This window comes from Gemmata sp. SH-PL17, assembly GCF_001610855.1.
Taxonomy (GTDB): Bacteria; Planctomycetota; Planctomycetia; order Gemmatales; family Gemmataceae; genus Gemmata; species Gemmata massiliana.
In genome coordinates, this window is record NZ_CP011271.1 from 144840 (window position 1) to 161021 (window position 16182).

Genomic DNA, 16182 nt, shown 5'->3' on the forward strand with positions numbered 1-16182 from the left:
TCGCTCATTCAGGCAGTGCCAAGTTACACCAATGCGTTCCCGCATTGATCCTCGTAACCAACAGTTTAAAAACGAGTTACGGCTCCCCGAGACTTCTCGTTTAGCCCGTAATCCTAAACGCGATCGCAATGAGCGTCGCGTCGAAGTTGAACAGGTGACCGCGTCGTTCGGAGGCGAACCGAATGCAACGATTCAATCGACAAAATCAACAGGGCAAAATTAAACGTAAAGTCCCGCTTTGGCGACCGCAAGAGATTTCGTGCTTGGAGATGGTGTTCTGTGTTGAACACGTCACAGATGTGTTGCGATTGTGCGAAACAGAATCACGAACCCGGCCAAAGGGATTTGCCGGGTGACTAACGAATTGCATGTGTGAACTATTCAGCGGAGAGGGAGGGATTCGAACCCTCGGTACGGTTTCCCGTACACAGCATTTCCAGTGCTGCACAATCGACCACTCTGCCACCTCTCCGTGGCGCACTCATTCAACACTCGAAAGCGTCGCTGAGTTCGCTCGATTTAAGCATAGTAGACGCGGCGGCTCGCGACAACGCGGTGGTTTGTGTTCACGGCAGAAGATCACCAACCAGGATCGGAGCACCCGGGGTCGCGAGCGGCGAAACGGTGTCTGTGGGTACCAGCGTCGCGTGCGAGGTGTAAGCCGTGGCGTCCAATCCAGGAGCGAGTGCCGCCGGGTTCCGAAAAACGTGGAGCCGCCGGTTCGTCACGTCTAGCACCCAGTATTCGGGAACGTTCGCAGTGGCGTAGCGCTCGGCTTTTTCGGTGAGGTCCGAACGCAAGGTCGTGTCGGACACCTCGACCACAAGGGCTGCGGTCGTCGGGTGTCTGCTGATGTAGTCGCGCGGTCCACCCGGTACCACGGCGAGGTCGGGGAACGGATCGTTGTGTTCGTCTACGTGTAAAGGAGATTGCCCGCGCACCCACCAGCCGGAGCCGAACGCCGTTTGCAGCGCGAACTGAGCCAAGCCGAGTGCGTTAGCGTGGGGCGGGTCCATCGGTCCTTGCTCCATGATGACGCCATCGAGCAGAAACGCCCGCTTGCCCTCGAACCAACCCATGTCGCCCATTCGGTTGAACTCGGTCACGGTCCACCGGTGCGACAGTGGGCGCGGGTACGCTTGTGGTGAGGGGAGAAGCGTTGTCGCCATGAAGCAACCTCCGTTTCATGAAGTTTAGCGTCACTGTTTGCCGAGCACGAGGTCAACAACCCAGCACCCGCGGCCGTGCGTAAGGGACGTGTCGCGGCAGTGCGAAAGAATGTCGGTGTTGTCACATCCCGTGTCCTGAAGTGCATCCGCCAGGATCGGCATCGCAGAGAAATCGCGCGACTCGAACATCTGCGCCGCCAGCGACGTGGTGGTGTCGGTCCGCCATTCCGGGGAGAAGGAAATGGGGCGGAACGGGTTCGGCCCGATCAGTTCAAGAGCGAGCGCCCGTTCCCAGCTTTTCCAGTTTGAAGTCCATCGCACAGAAGGGGCCATGATATCGACTATGTCACAAAGGACGTCCCAAGTCTTATCGCGTGCCTCTCTAAAGTGGATATACCCGCGGGCGTAGTTGATACTGATGGCCCACAGAACCCACCCAGCACAGCGTGGATCGCCAGCCGGGTGACTGTCCGTGTAGCGCTGCTGAAGTTCTGCTTCGTTACCCCCGAAGACGGCGCGCTCTTCGGAAATCACTGCTGTGAAAGCGCGCCGACACACTTCGCAGGGAACGAACTGAACCAGCCTCGTGCAGTGGTAGTAGCCAAAAAGGTTATACTTATAGTCGCGAATCTCTTCGGGCAGTTCTTTGACACCCCACATCGCGGGGCGCGCGAGCCACTCTTGCTCATCCATAATGAGGCGGTGGTGCCCCTCGCCGTCGCGGTATCGCGGCGGGGGAACACCACCTTTTGTTTCGTCACTCACTTCGGTTCGCCCAAGTGCGATTTGAAGAACGTGGCGGTCTTCGCCCACAGGCGCTCCATCACCACCGGGTCGGACGTGTACATGTGCGTGACGCCCGGCAACGGCAGTGATTCAAAGTCGCGGCCGGCGCGGAACAGTGCGTTCGAGAGCTTCAGCGTGTGGCGGTAGTACACGTTGTCGTCCGCGGTGCCGTGGACCAGCAACAGCGGGCGCTTCAGGTCTTTCGCGAGCGGGAGCAGGCTCGCGTCGTCGTACTGCTTTCTGGATTCCGGGAGCAACCCCATGTAGCGCTCGGTGTAGTGCGTGTCGTAGTCCTCCCAATCAGTGACCGGGGCACCCGCAACAGCCGCCTTGAACACTTCCGGCGCGCGGAGCACGCCGTTCGCGGCCATATACCCGCCGAACGACCACCCCACGATCCCCACGCGGTCCTTGTCCAGTTCCGGGAACTTGGCGCATAGGAGGTTCAGCCCCTTCACCTGATCTTCCAGCGGCACCGTGCCGAACTTCTGATAGATGCTTCGCTCCCACTCGCGGCCCCGGCCGGGCGTACCGCGATTGTCGACTGCGACCACAATGAATCCCTGATCCGCGAGCCATTGCGGGACGAGCCAGTTCCGCATCGCCTGGACGACGTGCAGGTGCTTCGGCCCGCCGTACACGTCCACAATCACCGGGTACTTCTTCTTCGGGTCGAAGTTGCGGGGGCGCACGATCGCTGCGTAATAACCCGGTTCCTCACCAATGCGGAGCACTGTTACGTCCGGTTTGATTTCTGGCTCGGACGCCACGGACGGCAACTCGCCGAGTTTCGCACTGTCGCGGCCGAACACGAAGCTCTTTGGCATCGCGCTCGTAGTTGTGGACGTAATCACATACGGTCCGCCGGATTTACCGAACACCGCCGTGTGCGTTCCCGGTTCCGTGGTAAGCGCGGTGTCTTTGTCCGACTCTGGGTTTACGAGAAGGCTCGGTGTTTTGTGCCGATAGATGTGCCGCTGGGTCGGGTCCGTGCTCCCCGCGTAGATCACGAACGTATCGGCACGCGATGAATACACGCTCACGACCGCTTCGGGTCGGCGCTTCGCGGGAACAAGCACGTTGTTCAGAACGCCGTCCGCGTTGCGGTGTTGGATCTCGGATTCGCCGTCCGCGTCCGCTCCGAGCCACACGAACCCACCTAGCGCGCTGTTAAACTTCGGCGTCTCGGGTGTGAGGTTGATCCACGCCGCGTCCTTCTCTTCGAACAGCTTTTTCGTTTTGCCCGTCTTGGTATCGGCCGCGAGCAAGAGTAACTTCTGTTGCTTGCGGCTCTGCACTTGGAGCGTGAGCGGGACGAACTCGTCCCACCGGACGGCCGTGAGGTACTCGTAGGTTTTGTGATCCCAGTCGAGCCACACCGTTTCGCCCCCATCAACCGAGACCACGCCCAACCGCGCGCTCACATTCTTCTTGCCCGGGCGCGGGTAGAACTGCTCGGCCGGTTTCGTGTCCGGTTTGAACGGGTCCGCGACGAACCACGTCTCGACGCCGGTGTGATCGGCTTCTTCGTAGGCGATGTGCTTGCCGTCGGGCGCCCACCAGTACCCGGTGAACCGGCCCATTTCCTCTTGCGCCACGAACTCTGCGAGGCCGTGCGTTTTGATCGCGGTGCCGCCCTTCGTGACCGCGGTTTCGGTGTTGGTGGCGAGGTCGCACACGAACACGTCGAACCCGCGAACATACGCGACCTTCTTCCCGTCCGGGGACCACTTCGGGTCGACGATCGACCCACCCTCACCGGTTTTCAGTTGTGTCGTTTTGCCGGTCGCGCGCTCGTACACGAACAACTTGCCCGAGAGCGGCAGGAGGACGTTCTTGCCGTCCTTATCGAAGTGGAAGTCGGCGAACCCGCCGGCGGACAACCGCATCCGCTCGCGCCGGGCCTTTTCTTCAGGCGTGAGGTTTTCCGTTCCGCCCCGAAGCAACGATTCCGGCGAAAGAAGTTCCTTCGCCTGTGCGGTCGCCACATCGAACTCGAAGAGCTTGAGTGTGGGCTTATCGGCCTCGGCGCGGAGGAACAGTACCGTCTTGCCGTCGGGCGCGATTTTGGGATTTTGAGGGCGGCCCAGCATGAACCGCCGCGTTTCTGCGAATTTCTTCAGGAACGACGTATCCACAGCTTTATTGGGTGTAGGTTCGGCCGCGTGCGCGAGTGCGGCGCAGGACAGGGTTAAGGTGAGCGCGAGGGTGGTTTTCATGGCAGACAGGATATCACGGTGCGCCACCCGAACCAACGCGCCGATCCGGAGGTAATTGCCCGCGGTGCGGTTCCCTTGTTCGGTCGCAATACCGCGCCCAGTCGGGCGAATTGCGGGTTTTCGTTGACTCCCTCCCGAACTTCTCAAATCATCAAGGTGTTCCAACGAATGCTCCGGTAGAAGCGCATCACTTTCGTCCGGATGCGAGCGGAAATCTCCGTCGGAGGCCGTTATGGAAACCGTTTTCCTGGTTTGTGCAATTACGGGCGGCACACTCGTTGTTTGCCTCCTCGTCGCGGGGATGATCGGGTTCGGCGGCGATCACGACACGGGCCACGACACCACCCACGACGGGCCGCACGAGAAAGGTGTCGGGAACTGGTTCTTCGGAATGTTGTCCGTTCGGACGCTCACATCCGCGCTGCTGTTCTTCGGTCTCGGCGGATTGACGGCGCGTTACTACGGTGCGGACGACCTTGCTGCTTTTAGTGCGGCCCTGGCGTCGGGTGCGGCCGCACTCTACTTCGTCGCGACCGCAATGAACGCGCTGAAGCAACTCAAAGCCGACGGGACCGTTCGGGTCGAGCGCGCGGTCGGTTGTACCGGTACCGTGTACCTGCGCGTGCCCGCTGCGAAAGAGGGCTCGGGGAAGGTACATCTGATGTTGCAAAACCGCACCGTTGAGTGTCAGGCGCTGACCGCGGGCAACGAACTTGCGACCGGCAAGCCGATCAAAGTCGTCGCCGTCATCAGTTCGGACACCGTCGAAGTCGAAGCGGCTTGATACATCACACGACCGGAGTCACACCATGTTGTCCGTTGCTCTTCTCGCGCAATCGAAAACCGGGAACCCAAACCTCGCCGAAGTCCCGTGGCCCGTGGTCACTGCGCTGGCTGCCGGATTGGTTCTCTTCAGTCTCCTCATGCTGCTCGTGAGGCGCTACAAACGCTGCCCCTCGAACCGCATTCTCGTGATCTACGGTAAGACCGGCGGCGGGAACGCGGCCAAGTGCGTCCACGGCGGTGCGGCGTTCGTCCTGCCACTCGTCCAGGACTACGATTACCTCAACCTCGACCCGATCCAGATCGAGGTGCCGCTCAAGGGCGCTCTCTCGATCGAGAACATCCGCGTGAACGTGCCGAGCGTGTTCACGGTCGCCATCGGCACCGACCCCGAAACGATGCAAAACGCCGCGATCCGGCTCCTTGGGTTGGGTACCCAGGAGGTCAAGGAACAGGCCCGGGACATCATCTTCGGCCAACTGCGACAGGTGATCGCGTCGATGCGGATCGAAGACATCAACCGTAACCGCGACCAGTTCCTGGAGAGCGTGCAAAAGTCGCTCGAACCGGAGCTGAAGAAGATCGGGCTCGTGCTCATCAACGTGAACATCACCGATATCACGGACGAGAGCGGGTACATCGAGGCCATCGGTCGGAAGGCCGCCGCGATCGCGATCCAGCAGGCGAAGGTCGACGTGGCGGAACAGGAGAAGCGCGGGCAGATCGGTGTCGCCGAGGCCGAGCGCGAGCGAGCCATCTCGGTCGCGAACGCGACGAAGGTGCGCGAGATCGGTACCCGCGAAGCGACCCGCGAGCAGGCCATCAAGGTCGCCCAGCTCGACAAAGACCGGGAGGTCGGCGAGCAGACCGCGCTGCTCGAACAGGAAACGCTCATCAAGGAATCGCAGCGCCAGCAAGCGATCCGCATCGCCGAACTCGACCGCGACCAGAAGGTCGGCGAGCAACAAGCGGCGTTCGAGCGGGAATCACGCATCGCCGAGGCCGAACGCGACAAGCGCGTGCGCCTGGCCGAAGCCAACGCCACGGCGATCGGTGGTGAGGCCACCGCGCAAGCCAGCATCGCGGGGGCGCAGGCCACGCTCGCGGTGAAGAACGCCGAAGCGTACCAGGTCTCCGAAACGAAGAAGCGCGAAGCCGAGGCCGCAGTTCTGGAAGCACAGAATAAGGCGATGGCGAAAGCCGCGCTCGCCCAGGCCGAGAAGATCGAAGCCGAACAGCGTGCGGCCCTCGAAGCCCCTGCGAAGGCACAGAAGGCAAAAATAATCGTGGACGCCGAGGCCGCTGCGGAGCGCGTGAAGCTCGAAGCACAAGCTGCCGCCGCGACCATCTACGCCAAACTCGAAGCCGAGGCGCGCGGGCAATTCGAGATTCTGGCGAAGAAGGGTGAGGGGTTGAAGAAGATCATTGAGGCGTGCGGTAGTCCACAGGCCGCGTTCCAGTTGCTCATGCTCGAACACATGGACGCGCTCGCGGACGCCTCCGCGAAGGCCATCTCGAACATCAAGTTCGACAAAGTGGTGGTGTGGGAAGGTGGTGGGGGAGGGAACGGAGCCGCCGGTGCGTCGAGCACGGCTTCGTTCCTTCAGAACATGGCCCGAATGATGCCGCCGATGATGCAAGTGATGAAGGACATCGGCGGCGTGGAAGTGCCCGAGTACCTCGCGAAGCTCACCAGCGATTCACTCACAGAGAGCAAGCCGCCGAGCACGAACGGCACGCACGCGAAAATCGGGTGAGCGAACAGTGGCCAGAAGTCAGAGATCAGAGGACAGAAACCAGAAGGCACTGGTTTGGATCTGTGTCTTCTGACCTCTGTCCTCTGATCTCTGATCTCCTCTTCTCAGTAACTACAGGCACTTCATAAACGCGACCAAATCCTTCTTCTCGTCCTCGGTGAGTTTCGTTTCGAGGATCAAGTTGAAGAACTCGACCGTATCTTCCAGCGTGAGCAACCGGCCGTCGTGCAGGTACGGCGGGCTGTCCTTGATACCGCGAAGCGGGAACGTCTTAATTGGGCCGTCCACGCTCGCCGTCCGCCCGAGCACCGTCACCGGCTTAAAGAACCGTTCGGTCTGCAAATTGTGCAGCGTGTTATCGGTGTAGTACGGCCCGGGGTGGCACGTTGCGCACTTCGCCTTCCCGTTGAAGAGGGCTTCTCCCCGCTTCTCGCTGTCGGTCGCCTTCGACTGATCGAGTTTCCCGAACAAATCTAATTTCGGTGCGGGCGGGAAGTCGAGCAAGTCCTGGAACTCCGCCATGAAGTGGACCTGGCTGCCGCGATCCAGCGGGTTGACACCCTTCCGCGCGGCCTGCGTGTGATCGCCGTCGAAGTACGCGGCCCGTTGCTCGAACTCGGTGAAGTCCTCGATGCTCTTGAGAGCGCGCTGCGAACCGAACAGCCTCTGCACGTTTACGCCACGCAGCGAGGGCACATCGATGCGGTGCCGGAACTCTTGCGGCCGAATATCGCCGACGAGGTGCGTGGCCGCGTTCGTGTGGCCGTTCACGTGACAGTCGAAGCAGGTGACGCCGCGGTGCGCCTTCTCGCTCCGCCGGTCCGCGGTCATGTTGAATTGTTGTTGCGGGAACGGCGTGACGAGCAATCGCAACCCTTCCAGTTGTTTCGGGTTCAGCGCGTCTTTGAACAGTTCCTCGAAGTTGTCGATAGTGACGAGTTTCCCCTTCGACACGTCGCCGAGGTCCAGTCGGGTGGTCAGGAAGATCGGCGGCGGGAACTCGGGGAGGAAGTGATCCGGCAGGTCGAAATCGAGGTCGAATCGCGTCAGGTCGCGCGCCTCTTGTTTCTTGATTTCGTCGATGTGGAACTTCGGGAACAGCATCCCGCCTTCGGGGTGGTTCGGGTGCGGCAGCGGAAGGTACCCGGCGGGGAAGAGCCCCTTCTCGCGGATCTCTTCCGGCTTCATGTCCGCGAGCGCGGCCCACGTGGTCCCGGCGGCCAGTTTCGCGCGCGGGCCTTGTTGCACGGCCTTACCGCGTGTCATCTTCCCGTCCGCCGCGGCGCGCTCCGCGAGGTCGTACCGCGCGGCCAGCATGTCGTTGTGCTTCTTCGCGATGTCAGCTTTCGCGGCCTTCATTTTCGCCATCACCGCGGCGAGATCGTTGGCCGGCGGTTGGGCGGCCGGTTCCGCGCCCAGTGGTTGATCCGGCTTCGTGGCGGGCGGCTGGTTGGCGGGCACGAGCTGCCACGCCGCGAGCGCGATGAGACTCCCGGCGGCGATCGCCGGCAGAGTCCAGCCCGAATTACGAACGCGACTCATGGGGAGTTACCTCGAAGGGGCGCGCGCTGACCGGCACCGCGCCGGTGCGGGCGCACGCCTGGTGCGAGTTGTACCACAGATCGGAAGAGGGGTGAATGATGACGAACCAACAGAATCAATAGGTTCGCTCTATGGTTCACGACCCACAAGAAGTGAATTCGGTGAGCAATTCGTATGCCGCAAATCTGATAGCTAGCGGCGCCGGTTCCACTCGGCCCGGGAATACTTTTCGGCGACCAGTGCGTGCGCCCGGATGAGCGGCACCGGGGCGTAGTCACCCTCCGGGCACCACTCGTTGACGAGTAACTGCTTTACTTCCTCCGGGCGAACGGGCAAATTCGTGATGAAATCCCCGTGAGGTCTGTCCCGACGGTATTTGGGCTGGCGCTCCGGCGGGTTCAGATACTGCGAGACAAGAGCGAGGTCGAACCCGCAGAGAAGAGTGCCGTGGTGGAGAAAGTATTTGCGCTTGCGCTGCTGGGCGTTTCCCGAAAATTTCACGCCATTCACTGCCAGGTCACTCGTGCCCTCCACCGACGCGGCGGCCACGGGCTTCAGTGCGTTGATGACACGCGCGAGAATGTACCGATTGCTGGCTGGGATTTCGTTCAACCCGGGTGCGCGGTCGTAACTCAGCACGAGGCTGAAACACAGGCACCCGGGACCGAGCAGGACCGTTCCGCCGCCGCTCGCGCGCCGGAGTACCGGCACCCCGGCTGCCGCGCACGCAGACAGATTCACGTCGATCACGACCGATCCACCGGAACCGACCACGACCGCATAAGTCGGCTGCTCCCAGAGCCGTAGCACCTCCCCACCCGCTCCTTCTTCCGCGGCCACGAGTAGCGCTTCATCGAGCGCGAGGTTCATTTCCGGATCGGGCAACGTGAGATCAAGTAACTGCATGAGAGCTGTGGAAGCAAGTGGGGCGAAGGCGAACGTCGTACCACTTGCTGTATCAAGTGAGCAGCAGTGGCACAGTAACACGTCCTCGGGTCCACGAAATGGTGTGGGCGAATCGCGTGGGATGCCTTCACCAACGCAGGCGAACGCGGTTACCGGGGCCGTCGTAGGTGAAGACGAAGTGTTCGAGGAAGTCGCGCCCCAAGGCACCCGCCGTGCCCTTGGGGTTGATCGGTCCATCGAGCGCTTCCAGAGCGAACCACCGCTTTTCACCGGCATCCGCGAGAGCGACTTCCACCGCGAACACACCGTGGTGGCTAACTGTGTCGCGCCCGAGTACGTGTAGCCCGGCTTCAGCTATCGGTTCGGCACCGAGCGCGTGAATCACCCCGGGATCAAGAACAGTGACGCTCGCGCCCGTATCGAGGTACGCCGGGAACGGGCCGAATTCGTTGGGCGCGCCGGCAATACGGACCACGATCTTCACGACCGCACCGCGCTGACGAATAGGAACCGACAGTTCACTCATTCGCGTCACCCGGCGGTTCATCGACCGGTGCGCCGCCGTCGAACTCGCGAATGATCTTTTTATTTTTGATCGCTTGCTTCGCGCTGGCCCCGTGCCGGTGTCTGCGGTCGCCGTCCGCGTGCCGGAACTCGCCGGTTTTCGGGTCCGCGTACTTTTTTTTGTTGGCCTTTTGGGGCTTTTGATCGCGCGCCATGTTTGGCTCGATTGGGGAGTGGGCCTGTCCCTCGGACACCGGAGCAGCAGCCGAGGTTCACGCTTTTACGCGACGAAATGTGAGGCTGATTCGACCACCACTGACGTCCCGGTCCGCGAGAACCGCGTGCCGCCATTCGGCCTGCATTTCGGGGCACATCCATAGCAGCGAACCGGAAGACAGGCGGTAGCTCTCGGTTACTGTCTTGTCACTGATGCGGTGAAACGTGATGGTGCGTTCGGCGCCGAGCGAGACGACCGCGATGCCGGTTCCCGGTTCGAGGGCCTCGGTCGAATCGGAATGAAAGCCCATCGAGGATTTGCCGTCGGGATAATAGTTCACGAGGCAATTGTTCGGCTCGAACCTGATTTCTTCTGCAACGCGGGCGAGTAACGATTGGATTGCATGAAGGATTGGGGCGTGAGGCCACTCGATACCCGAGTAATTGTATGGCACGCCGAAACTGGCTGACTTCCGGGCACGAATGCGCGTGTCCCACACAATCGACGTCGCGAGGTGTTCGTAGAGAGCATGGCTACCGGGCAGAAAATCGGTCACGAGCCGAATGGAGCCGCGCTCAAGTAAACTGGACGTCATCGGTGAACTCCGCGTGCGATTGTCGACTGAGACACCGCACGCGGGAACCGAGTTCACTTCGTCGGTGTGCCCCACGCCTTCTGCATCAGCTCGAAGCCGACGGGATCGTGCTTCTCCAGTTCGCTTCGCGTGTACGGGGCGAAGTCGTTCTTGCCGAAGTACGCTTCACTCAGCTCGGCGAAGTATTCCGCCCGGTTGGTGGTCGCGTAAGCCTTTTTCTTACCGCCCCCGACGTACTCGACACTCTCGTAGAGTTTCCGTTCGATGGCCTGCTTGTACGCGGATTCGAGTGGCTCGTAAGCGTCGCCGAGCGTGAGGAAGTGGTACGCATGGGCCAGTTCGTGAAGCACCATCCACGGCTGTGCCCGGCGCGACCAATCGACGAAGTTCTTGAGGTTGTTGATCTCCACGCCGCCGGCTTTCTCCGGGTTGTAGCCGTTGTCCTTGAGCCAGCCCTTCGAGACGTGGAACTCCGCAGCTCCGTTCTTCTTCGTTTGCCACTCCACCCAGAACTTGACTTTCTTGAGTGCCACGAGCGGTTTTTCCGGCACGACCGCGCTCAATGTCTTGAGCTGGCTGTCCAGTTCCTCGAACGCGACTTTCACCTCGTCCGCGTGCTTCTCTACTTCGGGGTGTACGAGCACGGTGAACCCCTGAATCTCGCGCTTCTTGTAGTTTTCGCTCGGCTCGAACGCGCGGGCGCCGGGTGCGGCGAGTAACAGAACCGCGACGGCGGGAACAAAGAGGTGCTTCATGGGTGTGGCATCGTAAGGTGGGATCGTAAAGACAGCATACAGCGAACGGGCTGCGGGCGGAATCACCAGTGCATGACGTATCCGCCGTCCACGTTGACCGTCTGGCCGGTGACGTTCGCGGCGCGGTCGCTAGCGAGGAACACCGCCATCGCTGCGATGTCTTCCGGTGTCTGCCACCGGTTCAGCGGAACGATTTTCGCGATCTTGTCCGCGGTCCAGGTTTCGTAGTCCGTGCGCGCCTCCGGCGGTTGGCGGTCCGCCCACGATTGCCACACCGAACGATTGAGTGGGGTCTTAATCATCCCCGGGCACAAGCAGTTCACGCGCACACCGAACGGCGCGAGATCCTTGGCCGCGCACTGAGAAAAGTTGATGAGCCCGGCCTTGGACGCACTGTACGGCGGGTCCGTCTGTGAACCGATCTGTCCCGCCACTGACGAGAGAAACAGCATCGTTCCCTTCTTGCGTTCTGCAAGGCGCGGGGCGAAGTTGTGTGCCACGATCGCGGCGCCGATGAGATTAACCTGAAGCACGCGCGCCCAAACTCCGGGGTCGATTTCCCAGAACGGGAACCCGAACTTGCCGGAACCGATCCCCACCGCGAACACGACGTGATCCACCGCGCCGAACTTCGTCCACGTTTCGGTGGTCGCGGCGCGAACGGCCGAATCGTCGGTGACATCGACTTGCCAACCCGTGCCGCCGAGTTCGGCACCGGCCGTTTGTGCGTCCGGGGACACGTCCCAGATTCCGATGCGACAACCTTCTTCAGCAAACGTGGACGCGATCGCGCGCCCCAACCCGCGCGCTCCACCGACCACAACAACGGCGCTGTCCTTCAGGCCCAAGTTCACGGCGAATCCTCGTCTCGACGGGTAGTGAGTAAAAGCGGCACGACTCTCACCCACTGTGATACCCGACGAGCCGACCACCGGGCACTCACTTTTGCTATTGCCCCGGGTGCTTGATCCCGGCAGCAGTTCGTGCTTTTTCGAGGTACTCGTTCAGCGGGCGCATCGCCTTGACATCCATGCCACGCACGTTGTCCTCGTTTTCGTACATCTTCTTCAGAGAATTGAAAATGCCCGGATCGCCGCCGGTAAACCCCATTACCAGTGCGAGCCACCGCTCCGCGAGTGCCCGCGCCTTCGGATCAGCCGGATCGATGCCCGCGTCCATCGCGGCTTGCACATCCGCGAACAGATCCGCCCACATTTGCGGCCCCTTTTGGATGGCCTCTTCCATCTCGGGTCCGCCGGCATTGCGCCGGTCCTCGATCTGCTTCAGTTGCTCCGGAGTGTAATACTTTTCGATCATTGTCATCACCTCGATCGTTTGGAGAAACGTCTCGGCGGATACGGCGCCCGCCGCGTCGAGTGTCTGAGAGAGCCCTTCGAGCCGGTCGCCCAGTTGAGCCAGTTCCGCGGCTTGCTCGCGCACTTTTGCTAGGTGGAGCCGGACCACTTCGCGCGGGTCGTAGTCGGCCCGCGTCATGTACTCTTTGATCTGCTCCAGGCTGAACCCAAGCTGCTTCAAACACATGATCTGGTGCAACTTGGTCACGTCCGCGGCGGTGTACCGCCGGTGCCCGGAACCGTGCGCCGACCCGCTCCGGTCCGACGGGCACAGCAGCCCGATGGCGTCGTAATGGTGAAGTGCGCGCACCGTCAGCCCCGTGCGTGCGGCCAGTTCGCCGACCTTCCACCGCTGTTCCGGCATGACAACCTCCCCAAGTCACCCGACGCGGGCATGGTACATCCTGACGTTACGTGAGGTTCAAGGAGGAAAAACGAGATAAATCGAAGTGAGCAATCGGCGAGTTGAGTAAACGATTGGCGCGAGTTGGGGAGTGGAATTGCGTGAATAGACGGCGCGTTTTTACCAGCCAGCTCGCGCCGGCCGTTCGCCAATAGCACTCCACATCGGCTGTGCGCCTAAACCGTCAACCCGACGGCCCGCATGAGTGCGAGACCGTTGCCGTGCGGCACGACGCCCGGGCGCATCGTGTAGTCGAACTGCAACTCGCCGCCCCCGAAGCCGTCGGAGAAGTGAACGTTCACGGCCCCGGGGATCGTGTCGGTCACCGCGGTCAGGCTCAGGTCGTGCGTCGTCACGAAGCCGATCGCACCGGCAGTCAGAAGCGCGCGCGTTACACCCTCTGCGCCAGCGACGCGGTCGGCCGAGTTGGTGCCCGCGAACAGTTCGTCGAGCAGGAACAAGAGCGGAAGTCCGCCCTCGCGGGTCGCGATGTCGAGCAAGAGCCGGACCTTCGTGACTTCCGCGAAGAAGCGCGACTTACCCTCCTGGAGCGAGTCCTGTACTCGCATCGTCGCCCCGAGAGCGAGCGGCGTGAGCGCGAAGCTGGTCGCGCGCACCACTCCGCCCGCGAGGGCTAGCACCGCGTTCACGCCGACCGCGCGTAACATCGTGCTCTTACCCGACATATTCGACCCGCTCACGATCAGCACGCGCGGGCCGGATTCGCCGCCGAGTGTGACGTCATTCCGGATGCACTTCTCGGCGGGAATGAGCGGGTGCCCCACTCCGGTTGCCGTGAGTTGCACCGGGCCGGCTTCCACCGTTGGGTAAATGGCTGTGGGGTTCTCGTAAGCGTAGCCCGCGAGCGATGAGAGCGCTTCCGCTTCGCCGACCGCGCGCAACCACTGCGCGATTGCCGGACCGGAACGTGCGCGCCATGCTTCGAGCTTGAACGCGAACCGCACGTTCCACACGCGGAGCACCGCAATCGGAATAAAGAACGCATTGCGCCGGGCGTTATAGCCGTCGAGGAGCACCCGGAGTTGGTGAATCTGCTCGGACGGTAAGTGCCCGCCCGCCCGCATCGCGCTTTGGAGCTCTTTGAGCCGCGGCGCGTTGAATGCTTCGCGTTCCAGTCGACCGAGGGCGGCCTCAAACAGCGACAGATTCTCGGTCGCCCGATCGAGCGGCGCGAGTACCCCGCGTGCCCACGACACGAGTGGGAGCGCCAGTACGAGCGACGGTAGCCCGAACACGAGCACCGGCAAGGCGGACGTGCCGACGAAGAACCACCCGGCCCACGCGAGCACGTTCGCCCAGCCGAGGAGTTCGACCGTCCACCACTTCCACGGTGGTGGGGACTCGATCTGGCCCGTTCCCCAATCCGCGAGCGCGTGGTAATCGGCGGCGGGAGCCTCGGCCCCGGCCACCGCGAGCGCTTCTCGCAAATCGAGGCGCGGGGTCAGATCGGCGACGGCTTCCTGGCGCGCTTTTACTTCCGCGGGCGCGGCCGGCGCGAGTAACCACGCGGCCAGTGTATCTTCACCGGCCCGCGTGCGGCACGCGGTCACGCGCTCGAACACCGATCCCGCCCCGAAGAGGTCGAGGTCCGCGGCGTAGGGGTGCGCGTCGTTCGCGAAGCGTTCGCCTTGCCCCACTCCGCTCGGTTTGCCCGCGAGCCGGTCGAGGCCGCCCGTGTAGAACCGCGCCGCGCGATCGGCCCACGTTCGGCGCCGGCGCGTCGCCTCGAACGTCGCGACGAAATACACGAACACGAGCGCCGGGAGCAGCGTAAACCACGGGGAAAAGAGCCCCGCGCCGAATGCCAGTCCCGCGACAACGAGCGCCACAAGAAACGCTCCGAGGCGCGCGTAGCTGAGCGTGTCGAGGCGCGCGGTGAGGGTGGCCACAATCGCCCGGCGCGCGGCCAATCGGTCGGTGTAAACGGCGGCGGGTGAAGACTGTGACAGTGGAACGTCACTCATTGAAGAGGTAGGAACGAACGCGGGGGCCGCGCGCGGCCCCCGTCGAAGGTCAAGTTTATGAACCGAACTCCGGTGCGGTCACGGGGTCGTGACGTTGGCGCTGATTTTGTACGCCCCGGTCGAGTCGCAGTTCCACGGGCTGGGGGAAATCCGCATGTAGAGTTTTCCGTTCTCGGTGATCTTCCCCTTATACGACGCGCCGATGACGAACGGGGTTCCGTTCGCGCCGATGCGCCCAACCACCTGACCCGGACACCGATTCGCGGCATCCCACCCACCACCACTCCCCCACCGGCGTGACCGGGTAGTCCGCCCGGCTCGGACATGTACTGCCCCGGTCCCTGCGGCCACTGGTCAATCTTGCCCGTCGCGGTCACTTCCAGTTGCTGCCCGGCACTGACTTCGATGGCCGTTTCCAGCCAGTCGGCCTGATTCATTTTCGCGTACTTGGCCGCGTCCAGCGCGAATTCCGAGGCCGGCGCGGACCCGACCGACCGGAACGTGCGGATGTCCGAGAGCCTCACGGTCGCGTCGCCGAAATACTTGGTGCGCACCTTTAGCGCGCTGAGGTCCATCCGGCCCTTGGTGGTGAATTCGGCCGTTTCGATCGAGTCGTGGTCGCGCAGTTCCAGTTGGTCGGGTGCGAGCTTGCTTTCCAGGAGCTTGAGAACCGCCTTTGAGCGCCGGTTCATTTCCGCGTCCTCACTTTTGGACGCGCGGCGCAGTGCGGGAACCGCGAATTGGCCGATGTTGGCAAGTGTTTGTTCCGCGTCCTCGCGCGTGCGAAACTCGGGTGCGGCGAGATCGGCGACTGCCTTGTCGATCTTCGCTTCCATTCCGTCCGGGTAACGGAACCCGAACTCCAGGCGCCGGACCTCGGCCACCGGAACCATTAATTTGCCGTATTTCGTGGCGATTGCCAGCGCCGGTTCCATCAGCGACACATTCATCACCGTGTCGTCCACCATGCGGATCTCGAACAGCACGAGATCGTTCTTGGATTCGATTTTCGCGGCCGGTCCGTTGGCCCTTCCCCCGTCCGGTTTGCTTTCCTTGGAGGGCTGGCTTCCAGGAACCGGCGGTTGCGCGCTCGACGTGGTCCACCCGACAACCGCGACCAGAACGGCCGTGGGAACGACGCGCGTGAGCATGGTATCACCTCGCGAAACGTGAACCGAATTGTTTCGCAACCGATGATACCGCGCT

At 62.2% G+C, this 16182-nt stretch carries 15 protein-coding genes and 1 tRNA gene; 2 read left to right on the top strand and 14 right to left on the bottom strand.

The annotated features are described in order from the left end of the window. Positions 1-385: 385 nt before the first annotated feature. From VT84_RS00560 to VT84_RS00575, 4 genes are all read right to left on the bottom strand, one after another. Positions 386-472: transfer RNA gene (locus VT84_RS00560), tRNA-Ser, on the bottom strand. A 94-nt stretch (positions 473-566) separates the two neighbouring features. Next, the gene (locus VT84_RS00565) at positions 567-1169 is read right to left on the bottom strand and encodes a Uma2 family endonuclease (protein WP_052549161.1); all 603 of its coding nucleotides are present in this window, start codon (positions 1167-1169) and stop codon (positions 567-569) included. 30 nt (positions 1170-1199) lie between these two features. Beyond that, a complete protein-coding gene (locus tag VT84_RS39885; protein WP_204249849.1) occupies positions 1200-1934 on the bottom strand; it encodes a hypothetical protein in 735 nt (244 codons plus the stop codon). Beyond that, positions 1931-4174, bottom strand: coding sequence for a S9 family peptidase (locus VT84_RS00575; RefSeq protein ID WP_082838117.1), 2244 nt, complete (start codon positions 4172-4174; stop codon positions 1931-1933). The genes VT84_RS39885 and VT84_RS00575 overlap by 4 nt, the downstream gene beginning before the upstream one ends. Positions 4175-4406: 232 nt before the next feature. Here VT84_RS00575 and VT84_RS00580 point away from each other — a divergent pair, with 232 nt between their 5' ends. Both VT84_RS00580 and VT84_RS00585 read left to right on the top strand, forming a co-directional pair. After that, the gene (locus tag VT84_RS00580) at positions 4407-4958 is read left to right on the top strand and encodes a hypothetical protein (RefSeq protein WP_082838118.1); all 552 of its coding nucleotides are present in this window, start codon (positions 4407-4409) and stop codon (positions 4956-4958) included. 25 nt (positions 4959-4983) lie between these two features. Then, positions 4984-6714 (top strand): flotillin family protein, encoded by a 1731-nt coding sequence (locus tag VT84_RS00585; RefSeq protein ID WP_082838119.1) that lies wholly within the window; start codon positions 4984-4986, stop codon positions 6712-6714. A gap of 111 nt (positions 6715-6825) precedes the next feature. On the opposite strand, the gene VT84_RS00590 is transcribed toward VT84_RS00585, so the two are convergent. From VT84_RS00590 to VT84_RS00635, 10 genes are all read right to left on the bottom strand, one after another. Further along, positions 6826-8256 carry a cytochrome B6 gene (locus tag VT84_RS00590; RefSeq protein ID WP_204249699.1) on the bottom strand — a complete coding sequence of 477 codons (1431 nt, stop codon included), beginning with the start codon at positions 8254-8256 and terminating at the stop codon, positions 6826-6828. 192 nt (positions 8257-8448) lie between these two features. After that, positions 8449-9162, bottom strand: coding sequence for a biotin/lipoate A/B protein ligase family protein (locus VT84_RS00595; protein WP_082838120.1), 714 nt, complete (start codon positions 9160-9162; stop codon positions 8449-8451). A gap of 127 nt (positions 9163-9289) precedes the next feature. Beyond that, positions 9290-9688 carry a hypothetical protein gene (locus VT84_RS00600; RefSeq protein WP_082838121.1) on the bottom strand — a complete coding sequence of 133 codons (399 nt, stop codon included), beginning with the start codon at positions 9686-9688 and terminating at the stop codon, positions 9290-9292. Then, positions 9681-9881, bottom strand: coding sequence for a hypothetical protein (locus tag VT84_RS00605; RefSeq protein ID WP_082838122.1), 201 nt, complete (start codon positions 9879-9881; stop codon positions 9681-9683). Before VT84_RS00605 ends, VT84_RS00600 begins: the two co-directional genes overlap by 8 nt. A 57-nt stretch (positions 9882-9938) precedes the next feature. After that, positions 9939-10478 (bottom strand): alpha-ketoglutarate-dependent dioxygenase AlkB, encoded by a 540-nt coding sequence (locus VT84_RS00610; RefSeq protein ID WP_052551693.1) that lies wholly within the window; start codon positions 10476-10478, stop codon positions 9939-9941. 53 nt (positions 10479-10531) lie between these two features. Further along, positions 10532-11233: a hypothetical protein gene (locus VT84_RS00615; protein ID WP_082838123.1), complete on the bottom strand. Its 702-nt coding sequence runs from the start codon at positions 11231-11233 to the stop codon at positions 10532-10534. A 62-nt stretch (positions 11234-11295) separates the two neighbouring features. Further along, entirely contained in the window at positions 11296-12087 is a 792-nt protein-coding gene (locus VT84_RS00620; protein ID WP_082838124.1) for an SDR family NAD(P)-dependent oxidoreductase, read from the bottom strand. 94 nt (positions 12088-12181) lie between these two features. After that, positions 12182-12952: a MerR family transcriptional regulator gene (locus tag VT84_RS00625; protein ID WP_052549141.1), complete on the bottom strand. Its 771-nt coding sequence runs from the start codon at positions 12950-12952 to the stop codon at positions 12182-12184. 215 nt (positions 12953-13167) lie between these two features. Beyond that, complete coding sequence (locus VT84_RS00630) at positions 13168-14976, bottom strand: MutS-related protein (RefSeq protein ID WP_052549140.1); 1809 nt, start codon at positions 14974-14976, stop codon at positions 13168-13170. Beyond that, complete coding sequence (locus tag VT84_RS00635; protein ID WP_052549138.1) at positions 14973-16127, bottom strand: hypothetical protein; 1155 nt, start codon at positions 16125-16127, stop codon at positions 14973-14975. Before VT84_RS00635 ends, VT84_RS00630 begins: the two co-directional genes overlap by 4 nt. Positions 16128-16182: the final 55 nt, after the last annotated feature.